The following is a 17152-nucleotide window of genomic DNA, read 5'->3' on the forward strand; positions in this document are numbered from 1 at the left end:
GTACGCGTCGGCCACCGCGATCGAGAGGACGAGGGCGGCCGGAGCCGCGACGTCTCGGCCCACCTGACCCTCGACGTCGCGGCTCCGGCCGCCCTCGTCCTCTCGATCGCGGTGGCCGACGCGTACGGGGCGGAGGAGTCGCTGACGCTCACCGTCGACGGCCGCCCGCTCGCCGCTCGCGAGGTGATCGACCAGCACGGCACCCGGCTGCACGTGCTCGACGCGCCGGTCGGGCACCTCGTCGTGGACTACTCCGCGCGCGTCCTGGGACGCCTCGCTCCGCTCGAGGGCGACGAGGTGGACCGGCTGCGGTACCTGCGGCCGAGCCGCTACGCCGAGTCGGACGTGCTGTGGCCGACGGCCCGGGCCGAGTTCGCCGGCCTCGCCGGGGCGGACCTCCTGCACGCGGTGAGCTCCTGGGTCGGCACGCGGCTGGCGTACGTCCCCGGCTCGAGCCTTCCGACGGACGGGGCCGAGCGGACGCTGCTCGCCCGCCGCGGCGTCTGCCGCGACTTCGCGCACCTCGTCGTCGCCCTCCTCCGTGCGCTGGACGTGCCCGCCCGACTGGCGGCCGTGTACGCCCCGGGACTGCAGCCGATGGACTTCCACGCGGTCGCGGAGGCCTGGATCGAGGGGGAGTGGCGGGCGGTCGACGCGACGACGCTCGCGCCGCGGTCGAGCCTCGTGCGGATCGCGACGGGACGCGACGCGGCCGACACCGCGTTCCTCGGCGTCTACGGCGGCATAGCGACGCTGCGCGAGCTGACCGTCGGCGCGGTGGCCGACGCGCTGCCGGGCGACGACCTCGACCGGCCCGTCTCGATCGGCTGAGCGGGCCCCCGAGCCCGGCTACTCCGACTCGACGAAGCGCCGCCAGGCCCAGATCGACGTGCACACCGCGCTGAAGGCGACGACAGCGAAGAGCACCGGGCCCGCTCCGCCGTCGGTCGACCAGGACGCGATGGTCGGGGTGAGCAGCACGAACAGCACGGTCGTCGCGAGGAGCGTGAGCCCGAGCCAGAGCAGCGGGGACCAGCGCAGGATGCTGCGGCCGGCGGGGCGCCCGACCGGGAACAGCAGCACCACGCTCGAGCCGACCGAGATCAGCGTGGTCGCGCTGAGCACCTCCGCGGCGAGCACGGAGCCGAACGAGCCGTCGGGCGGGACCACGGCGGAGGCGCCCCAGGCGAGTCCGGCGAGACCCAGCAGCGAGACGACGCGGACGGTGGAGAGCTTCGCGCGGTCGACGGCGGATGCGCCCTCGGGGAGGACGAGGCCGATCACCACGCCGAAGAGGAGCGCCGGGTCCAGTCCCGCGAAGCGCGAGACGAGAGCGGCCGCCGCGACCAGGAGCAGCGCGCGCGGAGCGGCGACGACGCCGATCCCGCTGACGCCGATCCGCCGGCCGACCAGCGCGGGGACGGCGGCGGCGACCGCGTTGACCACGGCGACGGCCACGATGACGGCGATCAGCAGGCGCAGGTAGGCGGGCTGGCCGTCGACGCGTCCCGAGAGCAGGACGAGGCCGGCTGCGCAGCCGACCATCCCGACGACCATCAGGCGCGGCGAGGCGGGACCGGTGTCCGGCTTGTCGTCGTACTCGACGGCGGCGCGATTGCGGCCCGTGAGGTGCCAGCTGCGCTCGGCGCGGGGCGCCCGCCCGGCCGCGGCGAGGCGGGCCGGCACGACGACCAGGGCGAGCGAGAGCAGAGCGAGCGCGAGGGAGCGCATCCAGTCGGCCATCGAGACGACGGGCGATCCGGCGGACAGCGCGGTGGTCATCCCGGTCGCCGCGCTCCAGCCGCCCGGCTCCGATCCGGCGTCGGGGGCGGGCTGCGGCGGCACGTCACCGCCGTCCTGGTCGGGAGCCGGGACCGGTGTTGCCGTGGGCTCGGCGGTCGGCTCGTCCTCGGGCGCGGGCGCGGCCTCTCCGGGGCGGACGGGCGACGGGGACGCGGTCGGCGCCGCACTGCTCGGAGCGGGAGACGCGGCGGCCCCGGGCGCGCTGGGCGCGGCACCGGGGGCGGCCGGCGTCGTCGCGCTGGGCGTGCCGGTGGGAGCGGTCGTCGCCGCCGCGAAGGTCACGTCGATCCAGGGGCTCGGCGGACTGTAGTTGCCGGCGCTGTCCCCGGCGATGGCGGAGACCCGGTGCGCGCCCGCCGTGATCGTGCCGCCGGTGCAGCTCCAGGCGCCTCCGCTGACCGCCGCGTCGCAGGTGTTGACCCGGTCGACGTACACGTAGGCGCGAGTGCCGTCCACGCCCGTCCCGGAGTAGGACGCGCCGCTGAGCGGCAGGGCGGCCCCGTCCGACGGCGAGCTGAGGGCGGGGGCGGCAGGAGCAGCGGTGTCGACCACGAGGGTCACCGGCGCGCTGGCCGGCGAGGCGGCGCTGCCGGCGAAGGAGGCGGTCTGCGTGGCGGTGACGCGGTAGCTGCCCGGCGCCGGAGTGGGGGCGAGCTGGCAGAACCACGCGCCGCCGGAGTCGGCGGTGGCCAGGCACGCGGCGCCGCCGTTCGAGACCGCGGCGACGCTCGCGCCGGGGTAGGCCGTGCCGCGGACCGAGCCCGCGGAGGTCGCCGAGCCGTCGACCGACTCGATGACGGGGGCGCTGAGGACGGCGATCGGGACGGCGGCCGAGGTGGTCCCGCCGCCGGCGAGGAGCTCCACCGCGACCAGGGTCGCCGGCCCGTCGTCGAGGGAGACGGCGCAGCTCCAGCCGCCGTCGGGGCCCGCGGTGGTGATGCAGAGGGGGTCGCCGCCGCCGCGGAGCCCGATCTGCACCTGGTCCCCGGCCGTCGCCGTGCCGGTGACCGTCGTCGCTCCCGTGCTGAGGACCGCGCCGGAGGAGGGAGCGGTGATCGCGAGAGCGGCGGCCTGCGCGGCCGGCGCGGCCAGGCCGGAGACGGAGGCGACGGCCGCGAGGAGCACCAGCAGCAGGGCGGCCGTGCGGCGCGGGGATCGGCGGAGTCGGGGCACCGGCACGACCGGTGAACCCCCCGGTACTGCCACGTCGACGCCCGATTTCACGATGCGTCCATTGCACGGGGGCAGGGGGGAGCTGTCAAGCGCGCCGCACCACTGTTCCCGGATGTACACCATCCGGAGGAGGCGTCTCGGCCGGTCGGGGGAGTCGGGGAGATCCGGGAGAGCGCTTCCGCGAGAATATACCCGTCGATCAGATCCGGAGGACAGTGGAATGCGCGAAGACGAGGCCCGCGGGCGCGATCGGCGGGAGGTGCGCGTCGAGGCCGCGCGCTTCGACGATCCGCGCGAGCTGGGCGGGCTCCTGCCGCCGGGCCTGCGCATCGGACTGGCGCAGAGCGCCTTCCAGACGGAGGGCTCCCTCGAGACGGGCGGCCGGGGCCGGTCGGTGTGGGACGACTTCGCGCTGCGACGGGGGACGATCGCCGAGGAGGCCACTCCCGAGATCGCGACGGACTTCCTCCTGCGCTGGCGCGAGGACCTCGCGCTGCTGGTCGATCTCGGCGTCGACGAGCTCCGGCTCTCGGTCTCGTGGCCCCGGCTGCAGCCCGACGGCCGCGGGCCGATCGACCGCGGAGGGCTCGGCTTCTACGACCGCCTGCTCGACGGGCTCGCCGAGACGGGGATCCGGGTCGCGCTGACCCTGCACCACCGCGACACCCCGTCGGCGCTCAGCGGCGGCTGGATGAACCGCGACACCGCGTTCCGCTTCGGTGATCTCGCCTTCGAGCTCGGCGGGCGGTTCGGCGACCGGGTCGCCGACTGGATCACCCTCGACCAGCCGTCGACGGTGATGCTCGAGGGCTACGCGCTCGCGCGGCAGGCGCCGGGCGCCGGCCGGCTGTTCAGCGCCCTGCCGGCGCTGCACCACCAGCTCCTCGGGCACGGCGTGGCGCTGGAGGCGCTGCGGGCGGCGGAGGTGACCGGGAGGATCGGCCTGGTCGACGCGCTCGCGCCCGTCGAGCCCGCCTCCGACGACGACCGGGACCGCGCCTTCGCCTCCCTGGCGGACATCCTGCGGAACCGCCTGGTGGCCGACGCCGTGCTGACCGGGTCCTACCCGGTCGGACCGGAGGAGCTGCCGCCGTTCCTCGGCGCCCTCGCGCAGGCGGATCCGGTCGACCTCGCGCGCATCTCGGCTCCGCTCGACTTCTACGCGGTCGCGCCGCTGCCGCCGCTGCGGATCGTGTCGGGCCGCGACCCGGCGCTGCCGACCGGGGTGGGCGCTCCTCCCGCGCTCCCCTTCCACACGGCGCCCTGGCCGGAGCTGGACCGCACGGGCGACGGCTCGCCGGTCGCACCCTGGGCGGTGGTCTCGGTGCTGCGGTCCCTCGTGGAGCGCTACGGCGACGCCCTGCCGCCGCTGGTGGTGACCGCGCTCGGCGCGAGCTACCCCGACGAGCCCGATCGCGAGGGTGCGATCGTCGACACGGAGCGGATCCGCTGGCTCGGGGCGCACCTGGCCGCTCTCGCCGAGGCCGTCCACGACGGACTGCCGGTGGAGGCCGTGCAGCTCTGGACCCTGGTCGACGCGTTCGAGTGGCAGCACGGCTACAGCCGCCCGCACGGGCTCGTGGCCGTCGACACGCGCAGCCGGGACCGCGTGCCCAAGGCGTCGTTCGACTGGCTCCGGCGCGTCCTCGACGCCCGCTCCTGACGCGGGGGCGTGCGAGACTGCCGCCGTGCGCAGCATCCTCGCCCTCGCCTCCGTCCTCCACGCCGACCCCGCCCCGGTGCTCGCCGCCCTCGCGGACGTCCTCGCCGCCGACGGCGCCTACGAGCGGCGGGGGAGCGGGCTCGAGCGCCGGCTCCCCGTGCTCGGCGTCGAGCAGTGGCGGGTCCTGGCGGACGAGGAGGGGGCCCGGGTCGAGTGCGAGCTGGTCGCCGCACCCGCCTCGTCGGCGCTCGCCGGGGTCCTCCTCCGGCGTCGGATCCGCGAGGCGCCGGACCGGTTCCGCGCGGTCGTGACCGCGGTCGCCGACGCGGTGGAGTGACGCTCCGGGGACGCCCGCGCGGGTCCGCTCCGACGCCCGCTCTCCGCTCCGCCCGCCGACCCGCCTCCACCCCGCGCCAGCGCCCCCCGAACGGGGAATGCGCGGGCGCTCGCCGCTGTTGTCTACCGATGACGGGACGGGGCTCGGCGCCCCGCCCACCGGACAGCTCGGAGGAGCCAGAGGCAGATGGCAGGAACAGGGATGAACAAGGGTCGAGGGGCGCGCGGCAGTGACGACGAGATCGTCTACCGCCGCCACGCGAACGGACGCGGCATGGTCGCTCCCGGATCGCGCGTCTCGGCGACCGCGTACGTGGAGACCGGCGCCTACGTGGAGCCCGGCGCGACCGTGGGCGAGCGCGCCTGGATCGGCGCGGGCAGCTGGGTCGACCGCGACGCCATGATCGGGCACAGCGCCTTCATCGGCGCGAACGTGCACGTCGGGCCCGAGGCGATCATCGGACCGGGGGCGCGGATCGGGAGCTACTCCCGCATCGGACGCTCGGCCGTGATCGCGACCGGCGCCCGCATCGACCGCGACACCGTGGTGCCCGACGGCGCCCGGAAGGGCATCGACGAGGCGAGCGAGAGCGGCCGCCGGGCGGCCTGACCCCCACGACCCTGTTCCGCCGGCTCCCCGGAGCGGCGGAATAGGGTCGTTCCATGTTCGAACTCCACCACCTCAGCGCCCAGGAGCAGTGGGACTGGCTGCAGCGCGGAGAGGTCACGCCTCTCGAGCTCGCCGATCACTACCTCGCCCGGATCGAGCGCTGGAACGGGGAGCTGGGCGCCTTCGCCACGGTGACCGCCGATCGGGCGCGGGAGCGGGCGTCAGCGCTCGGCACCGGGCCCGGAACCGCTCCGCTCTGGGGCCTGCCGAGCGGCGACAAGGACCTCTGGCGGCGCGCGGGCGTGCGGACCGCATTCGGATCCCGGCTGCGCGAGCACCACGTGCCCACCGCCTCCGACGAGATCGTCGAGGTGCTCGATGCGGCGGGAGCGGTCAGCCTCGGCAAGACCGCGGCGCCCGAGTTCGGGATGCCCTCCTACACCGAGACGCGCATCGGCCCGCCCGCCGTCACGCCCTGGGACACCCGCCTCGGGGCCGGCGGATCCAGTGGAGGAGCGGCGGTCGCCGTCGCCGCGGGACTGCTGCCGTTCGCCCCCGCCTCGGACGGCGGCGGGTCCATCCGCATCCCCGCCGCGGCCTGCGGCCTGGTAGGACTGAAGCCCTCCCGCGGACGCGTCGCCGCGCTCTCCGGCATCGGCGGGGTCGGCGGCCTGACGGTCGCCGGGCCGATCACCCGCTCGGTCGCCGACGCGGGCCTCCTGCTCGAGGGCATGCTGGAGCGGACGAACGGCCGCCTTCCGCAGCGCTGGTCGCTCGGCGCGCCCGGTGACGGCGACGGCTCGTTCCTCGGCGCCGCGGTGCGCGGAGAGGGGCGCTTCCAGATCGGCGTGCTGACGGACTCGCCCTGGGACGAGGAGTACGAGATCGCTCTCGCTCCGGAGGCGCGCGCCGCGCTGGACGAGGGGATCGCCGCGCTGGCCGCGCTCGGCCACGGGCTCGAGGAGGCGTCGCTGCCCCCGAGCGCCGCGTACCCCGCCGCGTTCCGGACGCTGTGGCAGAGCGGCGCGGCGACCCTGCCCGTCGAGGGCGCGGACCTCGATCTGCTGGAGCCGCTGACCCGCTGGCTGGTGGAGGAGGGACGCCGGCGCTCCGCCCGCGAGATCGTCGAGGCGGCGTCCTGGCTCTCGGGCTACGAGCGCGCGGTGATCGCGGCGTTCTCCGGCGTCGACGCGGTCCTGACGCCGTCGCTGGCGATGACGCCGCGCCCCGTCGGCTGGTACGACCTCGAGGATCCCGAGCGCAATTTCGAGCAGCAGTGCCTCTACACGCCGTACACGTCCTTCGTGAACGTGAGCGGCCTCCCCGCGATCACCCTTCCGCTGAGCACCACGGAGGAGGGCCTGCCGATGGGAGTCCAGCTGATCGGGCGACCCGGCGGCGAGGCGACGCTGCTGGCGATCGGCGCACAGCTCGAGCGGCGGGCGCGCTGGCAGAGGCGGCACCCGCCGCAGTGGTGACGGGGCAGGCCGCAGTCGTGACGGGTCCGGGTGCGGCCGCACGGCGGATGGTCAGGTCCGGCTCTGGTCACTGAGGTAAGCCTTGCCTATACTCGAACACGATGTGCATGTTCGAGGACCGTGACGGCTCAGCGCCGGTCGACGTGAAGCAGTTCCTGATCGCGGGCGACGAGACCGTCGTGCCGTGGATCCAGAGCATCCTCGACACCCTCCCCGCGAACGCCCGCGGCCAGGTCTTCGTCGAGGTCGACGACGCGCGCGGACTGCCGCCGCTCGCCGCCCCCGGACGGGTCTGCGTCACCTGGCTCGGCCGCTCCGAGCGCTCGGGCGCCCCCGGCACCGGTGAGCGCTGCTCCCGCGGAGTCGCGCTCGACCGCGCGGTCCGGGCCTGGGTCGGCGAGATGTCGGTCGTCGACGGCGACTACCCGTGGGCCGACGGCCGCCACGACTTCTGCGCCTGGATCGGCGGGGCCGGCCCCGTCGTCGCCGAGCTCGCCGCCGACGTGGAGGCGCGCCTGCGCACCTCCGCCGAGCACGCCGCGCGCTGACCGTCCGCCGGGCGTCCCGGTTGAGTGTTAGGCAAGGCTTACCTTCTGTGCGAGACTGAGGCGATGCCTCCGACGACCGCCGCCCCCGCCCGACCGGCCTACCGGCCGTACCTCGCGACCGTCGCCGCAGCGACCCGGATCGCCCCGCACTTCATCCGCGTGACCCTCACCGGCACCGGCCTCGACCACGTCGGCTGCACGGGCCCCGACCAGCGCATCAAGCTCGTCGTCCCCACCGCAGCCTCCGACGCCCCCGCCTTCCTCGCCTCCGTCTCGGACCCCGACGGACCCGACGGACTCGACCCCGACTGGTACGGCCGCTGGCGACAGCTCCCCGACGAGCTCCGGAACCCGCTCCGCACCTACACCATCCGCGCCGTCCGCCCCGAGGACGCCGAGGTCGACATCGACTTCGCCGCCCACGGCGACACCGGACCGGCCTCCGCCTGGGTCGAGAGCGCCCGCGCCGGCGACCAGATCGTCATCATCGCGCCCGACACGCGCTCCGACCTCCCCGGCGGCGGAGTCGAGTTCCACCCCGGCGCCGCCACCTCCCTCCTCCTCGCCGGCGACGAGACGGCCGTCCCCGCCATCGCCGCGATCCTCGAGAGCCTCGACGACGACGCCACCGGAGCCGCGTTCCTCGAGGTCCCCACCGCCCACGACCGCCTCCCGCTCCACCACCCCGCCGGCGTCCACGTCACCTGGATCGTCCGCGCCCACGCGGCAGCCCCCGGAGCGGCCCTCGGCGACGCGGTCCGCGCCTGGGCCACCCGCTTCCTCACCGCCCACCACCGCGGCGTCGACGTCAGCGACATCGACGTCGACCACGAGATGCTCTGGGAGGTCCCCGACGAGAGCACCGACCCCGGCCTCTACGCCTGGATCGCCGGAGAAGCAGGCGCCGTGAAGCTGATCCGCCGCTGCCTCGTCACCGAGCTCGGACTCGACCGGAAGCGCGTGGCGTTCATGGGGTACTGGCGCCTCGGCCGCCAAGAGTCCAACTGACCCGGAGCGCCGCAGGGCGACGTTCTGCGGCGTTGTCGTCGGGCGCGATACCGCCGGTATCGCTTCCTCCTCCGCCTTGCAGAACGACGCCCTGCGACGCTCCGGGCACTGCTCGTAGGGGTGCGGCGCGCCGGGGGCGCGGCCGCGGGGGACGGCGCGCCGGAGGCGCGACCGCGGGGGATGGCGCGCCGAGGGGGCGGCCGCGGGGGACGGCGCGCCAGGGGCGCGACCGCGGGGGACGATGCTGATCGAGTGGATCTCGCAGAGGGCGTCTCGAGATCCACTCCGACGGACTTCGCGCGCGATCGAGCGGTTCTCGGGTGCCTGGCGAGTCGGGCGACCGCGCCCGGACCTGCTGATCGGATAGCCCTCGGAGAGGGAGTATCGAGATTCACGCACGTCCGATCCCGCGGGTGATCGAGAAGCTCGCGGGCACACACCGAGTCGGGCGACCGCGCACAGACCTGCTGATCGGGCAGCCCTCGGAGAGGGTGTGTCGAGATCCTCCCGGCGAGCGCGCCGGGTGCTCCGCGCCGCCCCGCGCCGAGTCGGCGGCGGCGGGGAGCGGCAGCGGGCTACAGGGTGGGGGAGACGCCCACGAGGCGGCTGGAGAGAGTCCAGAGGTCGTGGGCGAGAGCGCGGTCGCGGGCCTGGGGGTTCAGGGAGCCGTGCGGCGTCAGCTGGTCGAAGTAGGTGCCGCTCGCGGCGCCGACGTCGGGCTCGGAGGCGAGGGTGATCAGCGGCACCGCACCCGCCTCGGCGGAGATCCCGAAGGAGCCGACCGAGAGGCTCGTCATCAGCTTCATCATCGTGCTGTCGGCACCGAAGCTCGTCGAGACGACGCCCGGGTGGAACGAGTACGCGTCGACCGACGTCGTCAGCAGGCGCTCCGCCAGCTCGCGGATGAAGAGGATCGTCACCAGCTTCGACGTGCCGTACGCCCGCCAGCCGCCGAGCCACGGACCGCGGCGGTTGTCGAGGTCGTCGAGCCTCAGGCGACCGAAGCGGTTCGCGAGGCTCGCCGTGGAGACGACGCGGACGCCGGCCCGCTCCCTCGAGGTCTCGATCATCCGCGGGAGCAGGAGCCGCGTGAGCAGGAACGGCGCGAGATGGTTGCTCTGGATCGTCCGCTCGTGGCCGTCGACCGTCTCGGCGCGGTGGGAGACGAGCCCGCCCGCGTTGTTCGCCAGCACGTCGATCCGCTCGTAGCGCTCGAGGAGGCCGTCGGCCAGGGCGCGGACGTCGTCGAGCCGGTCGAAGTCGGCCAGGAACGCGTCCCCTCCCACGTCGGCGGCGACCGCGCGGGTGCGCTCGGGGTTCCGCCCGACCACGGCCACGCGGGCACCGGCGGACGCCAGCGCTCCCGCCGCGACCCGGCCGATGCCGGAACTGGCTCCGGTGAGGACGACGACGCGCCCCGTCATGTCAGTGACCACGGAGATATCCGCCCTTCTCGAGACCGGCTTCGATCTCGAATCGATTGCGCAGCGGATCGCGACCCGCCACCGTGTACGCGAACGGGAACCACATCCCGTAGAGCCGCCACTGCTCCTTGTGCACGGCCTCGTGCTCGAGGACGCTGTCGGAGACGTTGGTGCCCGTGAGATAGCTCGTGCCGACGCAGGACCCTCCGCGGCCGAACGCCCAGGAGGGCAGACCGGTGAAGACGACGAGGCCGTGGCTGCGCCGGATCGGGCCCGTGCTCCACAGCGCGCCCCAGGCGAGTCCGACCGCGCACGCGAAGAGGTAGCCGGGCCGGGTGATCGCCGGATCCAGGGCCACCGTCGCGACGGCTCGACGGAGCGCGCTCACGCGCTGTCGCGTCCGTAGGTCTCGAGCAGCCGCAGCCAGACCTCGCTGATCGTCGGATAGGAGGGGACCGCGTGCCAGAGGCGCGAGAGCGGCACCTCGCCGACGACAGCGATCGTCGCGGAGTGGATCAGCTCGCCGACCTCCTTGCCGACGAAGGTGACGCCGAGGACGACCTTCCGGTCCTCGTCCACGACCATCCTCGCGGTGCCCGTGTAGCCGTCTGCGGCGAGGGCGGCGCCGGCGACCGAGCCGATCTCGTAGTCGACGACGCGGGTTCGGTAGCCGGCCTTCTCGGCGGCCGCGGCGGTGAGGCCGACGGACGCGACCTCGGGGTCGGTGAAGACGACCTGCGGCACGGCCTCGTGGTCCGCGGTCGCGACGTGCGCTCCCCAGGGGGCGTCATGGACCTCGGCCCCGGTGGCGCGCGCGACGATCACGTCGCCGGCCGCACGGGCCTGGTACTTGCCCTGGTGCGTGAGCAGTGCGCGGTGGTTCACGTCGCCGACCCCGTAGAGCCACGGACGCCCGCCGCCGAGGGGAGCACCGTCGCCGCCCAGCACGAGCATCGTGTCGTCGACCGTCAGCGAGGAGCCGGGCTCGAGGCCCACCGTCTCGAGGCCGACGTCGCGGGTGTGCGGGGCGCGGCCGGTCGCGGCGAGCACCTGGTCGGCCTCGATGACGTCGCCGCCCTCGAGCGTCACCGCCACGGTGCCGTCGGACCGGCGCTCGACCGAGACGGGCGAGTCGCCGAGGCGCAGGTCGACGCCGAGCTCCTGGAGCGCCGAGCCGACGAGCTCGCCGGCGAAGGGCTCGAACGGCGCGAGGAGTCCGCTGCGGGCGACGAGCGTGACGGAGGAGCCCATGCCGGCGTAGGCGGTCGCCATCTCGGTCGCGACGACTCCGCCGCCGATGACGACGAGGCGCGGCGGCACCTCCTCGGCCGAGGTGGCCTCGCGGCTCGTCCAGGGGGATGCCGCGCGCAGGCCCGGGATGTCGGGGACGACGGCGGTGGTGCCGGTCGCGACGGCGACGGCGGAGCGGGCGCGGAGCACGCGCACCTCGCCGTCGGGTCCGGTCACGGTCACCTCGCGCTCGCCGCTCAGGCGGCCGTGCCCGCGGACGAGCTCGATGCCGGCGCCCTCGAGCCACTGCACCTGGCCGTGGTCGTCGAAGTGGCTGGTGAAGGAGTCGCGGCGGGCCAGGAGCGCGGGCACGTCGACTCCTCCGCTCACCGCCTGCGCCGCGCCGGGAAGATCACGGGCGGCGCGGAGCGCCATCGGCGGCCGCAGCAGCGCCTTCGAGGGCATGCACGCCCAGTAGGAGCACTCGCCCCCGACGAGCTCGCTCTCGACGACGGCCGCGGTGAGGCCGCCCTGGACCGCGCGGTCCGCGAGATTCTCGCCCACCGGTCCTGCTCCGATGACGATGACGTCGAACTCGTCCGTCGTGCTGCTCATGCTGTCTCCCTGGGTTTCTCGGAGGCGTCGAGCCCCGTCGTCGGTGGGTGCCCGGCGCTCAATGCGCCGGCACGATCTCGGCCCGCCAGCCGTCGTAGCGGCCGCCGTGGCTCTCGACCGCCTCGATCACCTGGCGGAGGAACGCGGTGGTCGACTCCTCGTCGACCGCGGCGTGGTGGCTCGCGACGAGGACCTGCCTCAGCCTCAGCCGCGAGATCGCGATCTGGAAGCCGGAGGCCACGAGGACGCGCCCGGCCCGTCGTGCAGTGCTGCGGCGGGAGAAGACGGCGAAGTGGTCGACCTCGCGCAGCTCCCACACCTGGTCGCCGTAGCGGAGCCGGATCTCGAGCTGCTGCGCGGCGCGCTCCTGCTGCGCCTCGAGGGAGGAGCCGCCGGGCGCCGTGACGGTGGTGCTCTCGTCGCTCATCGTCCGGTGAACTCCGCCGTCGTGCGCTGGAGGAAGGCCTCGGTGCCGATGCGCGCGTCCTCGGACGCCGCGAGACGCGCGAGCGCCCCGGGGAGCGCGGCCGCGGCCTCGGCGTCGGACGCGGCGACCGCGAGCCGGGCACTGGCCAGGGCGGCCTGCACGGCGAGCGGCGCCTGCGCGGCGATACGGGCGGCCAGAGCCCAGGCCGCCTCGGCGACCGTCCCGTCGGGGACGACCTGCTGCACGAGGCCGATGCGGTGGGCCTCCTCGGCGTCGAAGAGGTCGCCGGTGAGGATCCAGCGCATCGCGTCGCCCCAGCCGACGGCGCGAGGGAAGCGCAGCGTCGCTCCGCCGAAGGGCAGGATGCCGCGCGCGACCTCGATCTGGCCGAAGCGGGTGGACCGCTCGGCGAGGACGACGTCGCTCGCGAGCGCGAGCTCGATGCCGAGCGTGAGGCAGGTGCCCTGGAGGCCGATGACCACCGGCTTGCTCACGGGGCGGGTGCGCAGGCCCCAGGGGTCGAGACCGCCCTCGGGCACGAAGTCGAGGCCGTCGGAGCCCAGGCGGGGCCCGATGTCGGCGAGGTCGAGCCCGGCCGTGAAGTGCCCGCCCTCGGCGAGGACGACGCCGGCGCGCAGCTCCGGGTCGCGGTCGAGCTCGCCGTACGCGGACGCCAGCTCCGCGAGCAGCCGCAGATCGGCGGCGTTGCGCTTCTCGGGCCGGTCCAGCACGATCGCGAGCACGGTCCCGCGCCGCTCGGTGCGCACGCGCGGTCTCTCGTCGCTCATCGTTCCTCCGCTCGGTCGCGTCCGACCATCTTGCCGGGTGCCGCCGACACGCGCTCGGGCTTGCGCGCCGATGGCAGGGCTCTCTCAGGCCCCGCGGGACAGAGCGCCGAGGAGGCGGAGGATCGTGGGCAGGTCGTCCTCGGCCGCGGTCGGCGACGACGGGGCGAACGAGGTGACGCCGGCGCCCGCGAGCGGGAAGCGGGACCGGAGGGCGTCGAGGCTCGCGACGAGGCGCGAGGCGGGCACGCCGAAGGGCACAGGGTCGAACAGCCCGGCGAGGTCGGCGGGGTCGAGCACGTCCAGGTCGAGGTGCACGTAGACGGAGGCGGCACCGGTCGCCTCGACCGCCGCGACGAGCGACTCCGGGTCGAGGGCGTCTGCGGGCAGCACCGCGGCCCCCCGCTCGACCAGCGGCTCGAGCTCGCCGTCGTCGGCGGAGCGGACACCGGCGAGGACGACGCGCTCGTCGGCCACCCGCTCCTCGGCGCCCGCGCTCAGGAGGCCGACGCCGCGGCCCAGCGCGGCCGAGAGGACCATGCCGCAGAAGGCGCCGCTGGGGGAGGACTCAGGAGTGTGCGCGTCCGGGTGGGCGTCGAGCCAGACCAGCGCGACCGGGCCCGGTGCCGAGCGGACGGCGTGCCCGATCGCCGCGAACTCGACGCCGCAGTCGCCGCCGATCGTGATCACGGGACCGGTGCGGCCCGAGAGGGCCTCGCGCACCCGCTCGGCGACGGTGGCGACCGAGGCGTAGCGGCGGATGCCGGTGTCCTGGGCGTCGCCCGCCTCGGCGGGGATGTCGAGGGTCGTGGTGGCGGAGGAGGGCAGATCGCCCCGGATCGCCTCGGCTCCGTCGACGAGGCGCATCGCGCGCGTCGACGCCGAGCCCTGCCACTGGGGGACGACGAGGAAGGAGGCCATGTCCCTCACTATGGCACGCGCGCCGGTGCCGGGTGCCTGCGTGCTCAGGCCGCGGGCAGGCCTCCGGGGACGGCTGCTGGGCGGAGCGACGGGGGTGCGCCGTCGAGGTCGACCAGGGCCTCGTCGAGCGCGGAGCGGGCGCGGTCGGCGGCGGCGCGGGCCTCGTCCAGAGCGCCGGCCGGATCGCCTGCCGCACGGCGCACCGCGGTGTCCAGCTGCCCGAGCGTCTCCTCCGCGAGGATCCGGGGTGCCGCGGTGATGCGCTCGCCGTGCACGGCGGCCAGGAGCAGCACCGACTCGGCACCGAGCCGGGCCGCGGTGCGCGCCGCCTCGAACAGGAGGAGCTGGCGCTCGGCCTGGGCCCGCGGCTCGCGGTACCCGGAGACGACGGCGTCCAGAGCGGAGTCGGCGTCGAGCAGCAGGACCAGCAGCGCGGCCGGATCGTGGCGGGCGCCGGCCGACCGGGCGTCGTCGGCGTCGAGGAGGAGCGACCGTGCCGCGGCGCACGCGACGGCCACGTCGGCGGCGGAGGCGAGCTGCGCCGAGGTGCGCAGGTCGGAGAGGGTGGCGGCCCGCTCCAGGTCGTCCCGCACGGAGCGCTCGACGCCGCTCAGCTGCACCTCGGCGCGGGCCACGAGCCCGACCAGCGAGTCGACCGCGTCGAGCAGGGCGTCGGGATCGGGGGAGCCGCCGGCGGCGACGTGCTCGACGGCCTCGCGCAGCGGTCGGACCCGGCGCTCGGGAGTGGTCCCTGCGAGGACGGAGACCTCGGAGCGCGCCTGCTGCACGCGCTCCAGGAGGGACGGGCTCGGCGAGGTCACTCCGTGATCGTACGGCCGGAGTGTGACACCGCGTGACACGGCGGTTCGACCGGCGGCGGCGGCGTGCCCAGGATGGAGTCATGACCCGCTCACTCGCCATCGTCGAGGTCGCCCGCGTGCGACCGGGCCGCGAGGAGTACCACGCCTACGTGCAGATCCTGAACGGCCGCATCCTCGCCCTCGCGCACGAGCGCGGCTGGCGGGCGGAGCGCTTCGCCGCCGAGGAGCTGGGCACGGAGGAGCTGCTGGCGCGCACGGCGGGGGCGGACGCCCTCGTCCTCGCGGGCGGCGAGGACATCGCTCCCGAGCAGTACGGCGCTGACCGCGGCTACCCGGCCGAGGGCCCCCACGCGGAGCGCGCGGATGCCGCCCAGATCGCGCTGGTGCACCGGGCACTGGCCCGCCGGACTCCGCTGCTGGGCATCTGCCGCGGCCTGCAGATCGTCAACGTCGCGCTCGGCGGCACGCTGGTGCAGGACCTGGGTCCGGAGGCGGAGCACGTCAACGCGGCGGCCCCCGCTCACCAGCGCATGCACCGGCACGAGGTCGGGCTCGCGGCGGGCTCCGTGCTCGGCGGGCTCTTCGGGTCCGAGGCGCTCGCGGTGCAGAGCGCGCACCATCAGGCGGTCGACCTGCTCGCTCCGGGGCTGCGGGTCGTCGCCCGGGCGGAGGACGGCGTGATCGAGGCCGTCGAGCACGTCGCGGCCCCCCTCGTGGGCGTGCAGTGGCACCCCGAGGACCCGGACGCTCCCGCCGGTCAGCTGGCGACGCTGCTCGACGGGCTGGCGCTCGCCGCCGCCCGCGGGGAGTTCGCGCTGCCCCTCGCCGCCTGAGCGGCCGGGGCTCCCCGCGGGCGACCGGGCTCAGCGGGCCAGTCGGGCCATCCACGCCTCGATGTCGTCGGCCGAGCGCGGGATGCCGGCCGAGAGGTTCTCGGCGCCGTCGGCGGTGACGAGCACGTCGTCCTCGATCCGGACGCCGATGCCGCGCAGCTCCTCCGGGACCGTGAGGTCGTCGGGCTGGAAGTAGAGGCCGGGCTCGATCGTGAAGACCATGCCCTCCTCGACCAGTCCGTCGAGGTACATCTCGCGCCGTGCCCGGGCGCAGTCGTGCACGTCGAGCCCGAGGTGGTGGCTGGTGCCGTGGACCATGTAGCGGCGGTGCTGCTGGTTGTCGGCCTCGAGCGCCTCCTCGGCGCTGACCGGCAGCAGGCCCCACTCGGCGGTGCGCCGCGCGATGACGGCCATCGCCGCGGCGTGAACCTCGCGGAAGCGGATGCCGGGTCGGACGATCGCGAACGCGGCGTCGGCCGCCTCCCGCACCGTCTCGTGAACCTGGCGCTGGGCGTCCGTGTAGCGGCCGTCCACCGGGAAGGTGCGCGTGATGTCGGCGGTGTAGTAGCTGTCCTGCTCGACGCCGGCGTCCAGCAGCACCAGCTGGCCGGGGCGCACCGGCCCGTCGTTGCGCGTCCAGTGCAGGATGCAGGCGTGGGGGCCCGCCGCGGCGATGGTGTCGTAGCCGACCGCGTTGCCGTCGGCGCGCGCGCGTCCGTTGAAGACGCCCTCGATCAGGCGCTCGCCCTTCTCGTGGGCGATGATGCGCGGCAGGTCGGAGAGGACGTCCTCGAAGCCGCGGCCCGTCGCGTCGACGGCGGCGCGCAGCTCGGCGATCTCGTAGGCGTCCTTGACCAGGCGGAGCTCGGCGATGTCGCGCTCGAGCGCCGCGTCGCGGTCCGCCCGCTCGTCGGCCTCGACCGCGTCGAGACGGCCGGTCACCGCCGGGTCGGCCTCGCGCAGCACGGCGAGGGGGACGCCGTCGTGCGCGTCGAGGACCGCGTCGAGCTCGGCGATCCCGCGGGTAGCGAGGCCGAGATCGCTCGCGACCTGCGCGAGCGACGGACGCGGCCCGATCCAGAACTCGCCGATCTCGGGGTTGGCGTAGAACTCGTCGGAGTCGCGGCCCGCGCGCTCGCGGAAGTAGAGCGTCGCGCTGTGGCCGGACCCGGCGGGCTCGAGGACGAGCACCGCGCCGGGCTCGGAGTCGGAGCCCCAGCCGGTGAGCCAGGTGAAGGCCGAGTGCGCACGGAACGGGTAGTCGGTGTCGTTCGCGCGCTGCTTGAGGCGGCCCGCCGGGACGACGATGCGCACGCCGGTGTGCAGCGCGGAGAGGCGCTCGCGGCGGGAGGCGGCGAAGGACGCCTGCTCACGCGGAGCGGGCAGCGGCTCCTCCCGCTCGGCCCAGCCGGACGCGATGAAGTCGCGGAAGCGGTCGGAGGCGGGGGTCGTCGAGCGGTTCGCGATGGCGCGGGGG

Annotated in this window: 17 protein-coding genes; 8 read left to right on the forward strand and 9 right to left on the reverse strand. The window is 75.4% G+C overall.

The features are described from left to right. Positions 1-63: 63 nt before the first annotated feature. The gene (locus C5C49_RS16045; RefSeq protein ID WP_104346580.1) at positions 64-831 is read left to right on the forward strand and encodes a transglutaminase family protein; all 768 of its coding nucleotides are present in this window, start codon (positions 64-66) and stop codon (positions 829-831) included. A gap of 18 nt (positions 832-849) precedes the next feature. Here C5C49_RS16045 and C5C49_RS16050 read toward each other — a convergent pair whose 3' ends face one another. Next, positions 850-2976: a hypothetical protein gene (locus C5C49_RS16050; RefSeq protein WP_181135794.1), complete on the reverse strand. Its 2127-nt coding sequence runs from the start codon at positions 2974-2976 to the stop codon at positions 850-852. Positions 2977-3196: 220 nt separating this feature from the next. On the opposite strand from C5C49_RS16050, the gene C5C49_RS16055 reads away from it, so the two are divergent. The 6 genes from C5C49_RS16055 to C5C49_RS16080 all read left to right on the forward strand — a co-directional run bounded on the left by C5C49_RS16055 (position 3197) and on the right by C5C49_RS16080 (position 8619). Further along, the gene (locus C5C49_RS16055; RefSeq protein WP_181069229.1) at positions 3197-4639 is read left to right on the forward strand and encodes a glycoside hydrolase family 1 protein; all 1443 of its coding nucleotides are present in this window, start codon (positions 3197-3199) and stop codon (positions 4637-4639) included. A 25-nt stretch (positions 4640-4664) separates the two neighbouring features. After that, complete coding sequence (locus C5C49_RS16060) at positions 4665-4976, forward strand: hypothetical protein (RefSeq protein WP_104250106.1); 312 nt, start codon at positions 4665-4667, stop codon at positions 4974-4976. Between the two features lie 201 nt (positions 4977-5177). Then, a complete protein-coding gene (locus C5C49_RS16065) occupies positions 5178-5585 on the forward strand; it encodes a transferase (RefSeq protein WP_104334124.1) in 408 nt (135 codons plus the stop codon). Between the two features lie 53 nt (positions 5586-5638). After that, positions 5639-7063, forward strand: coding sequence for an amidase (locus C5C49_RS16070; RefSeq protein ID WP_104274427.1), 1425 nt, complete (start codon positions 5639-5641; stop codon positions 7061-7063). 107 nt (positions 7064-7170) lie between these two features. Continuing rightward, positions 7171-7611 carry an SIP domain-containing protein gene (locus C5C49_RS16075; RefSeq protein WP_181027263.1) on the forward strand — a complete coding sequence of 147 codons (441 nt, stop codon included), beginning with the start codon at positions 7171-7173 and terminating at the stop codon, positions 7609-7611. A 63-nt stretch (positions 7612-7674) separates the two neighbouring features. After that, on the forward strand, positions 7675-8619 hold the full coding sequence (locus C5C49_RS16080) for a siderophore-interacting protein (RefSeq protein ID WP_104346576.1): 945 nt from the start codon (positions 7675-7677) through the stop codon (positions 8617-8619). A gap of 575 nt (positions 8620-9194) precedes the next feature. Here C5C49_RS16080 and C5C49_RS16085 read toward each other — a convergent pair. The 7 genes from C5C49_RS16085 to C5C49_RS16115 all read right to left on the reverse strand — a co-directional run bounded on the left by C5C49_RS16085 (position 9195) and on the right by C5C49_RS16115 (position 14842). Continuing rightward, positions 9195-10055 (reverse strand): SDR family NAD(P)-dependent oxidoreductase, encoded by an 861-nt coding sequence (locus C5C49_RS16085; RefSeq protein ID WP_244230659.1) that lies wholly within the window; start codon positions 10053-10055, stop codon positions 9195-9197. Then, positions 10045-10431 carry a Fe-S oxidoreductase gene (locus C5C49_RS16090; RefSeq protein ID WP_104227423.1) on the reverse strand — a complete coding sequence of 129 codons (387 nt, stop codon included), beginning with the start codon at positions 10429-10431 and terminating at the stop codon, positions 10045-10047. The genes C5C49_RS16085 and C5C49_RS16090 overlap by 11 nt, the downstream gene beginning before the upstream one ends. Continuing rightward, a complete protein-coding gene (locus C5C49_RS16095; protein ID WP_104225031.1) occupies positions 10428-11888 on the reverse strand; it encodes an NAD(P)/FAD-dependent oxidoreductase in 1461 nt (486 codons plus the stop codon). Before C5C49_RS16095 ends, C5C49_RS16090 begins: the two co-directional genes overlap by 4 nt. A gap of 58 nt (positions 11889-11946) precedes the next feature. After that, a complete protein-coding gene (locus C5C49_RS16100; RefSeq protein ID WP_104225032.1) occupies positions 11947-12315 on the reverse strand; it encodes a ribonuclease E inhibitor RraB in 369 nt (122 codons plus the stop codon). Beyond that, the gene (locus C5C49_RS16105; protein ID WP_104256199.1) at positions 12312-13103 is read right to left on the reverse strand and encodes a crotonase/enoyl-CoA hydratase family protein; all 792 of its coding nucleotides are present in this window, start codon (positions 13101-13103) and stop codon (positions 12312-12314) included. The genes C5C49_RS16100 and C5C49_RS16105 overlap by 4 nt, the downstream gene beginning before the upstream one ends. 84 nt (positions 13104-13187) lie before the next feature. After that, positions 13188-14021, reverse strand: coding sequence for an arginase family protein (locus tag C5C49_RS16110; protein ID WP_104346577.1), 834 nt, complete (start codon positions 14019-14021; stop codon positions 13188-13190). A 44-nt stretch (positions 14022-14065) separates the two neighbouring features. Then, complete coding sequence (locus C5C49_RS16115; protein WP_104346578.1) at positions 14066-14842, reverse strand: hypothetical protein; 777 nt, start codon at positions 14840-14842, stop codon at positions 14066-14068. A gap of 80 nt (positions 14843-14922) precedes the next feature. On the opposite strand from C5C49_RS16115, the gene C5C49_RS16120 reads away from it, so the two are divergent. Further along, positions 14923-15675: a gamma-glutamyl-gamma-aminobutyrate hydrolase family protein gene (locus C5C49_RS16120; RefSeq protein ID WP_104225036.1), complete on the forward strand. Its 753-nt coding sequence runs from the start codon at positions 14923-14925 to the stop codon at positions 15673-15675. Positions 15676-15705: 30 nt separating this feature from the next. Here the strand turns inward: C5C49_RS16120 and C5C49_RS16125 are convergent. After that, the coding region (locus tag C5C49_RS16125; RefSeq protein WP_104346579.1) for an aminopeptidase P family protein at positions 15706-17152 on the reverse strand (1447 nt) is incomplete at its 5' end.

Origin of the sequence: Rathayibacter sp. AY1E2 (genome assembly GCF_002932325.1) — a bacterium.
Taxonomy (GTDB): Bacteria; Actinomycetota; Actinomycetes; order Actinomycetales; family Microbacteriaceae; genus Rathayibacter.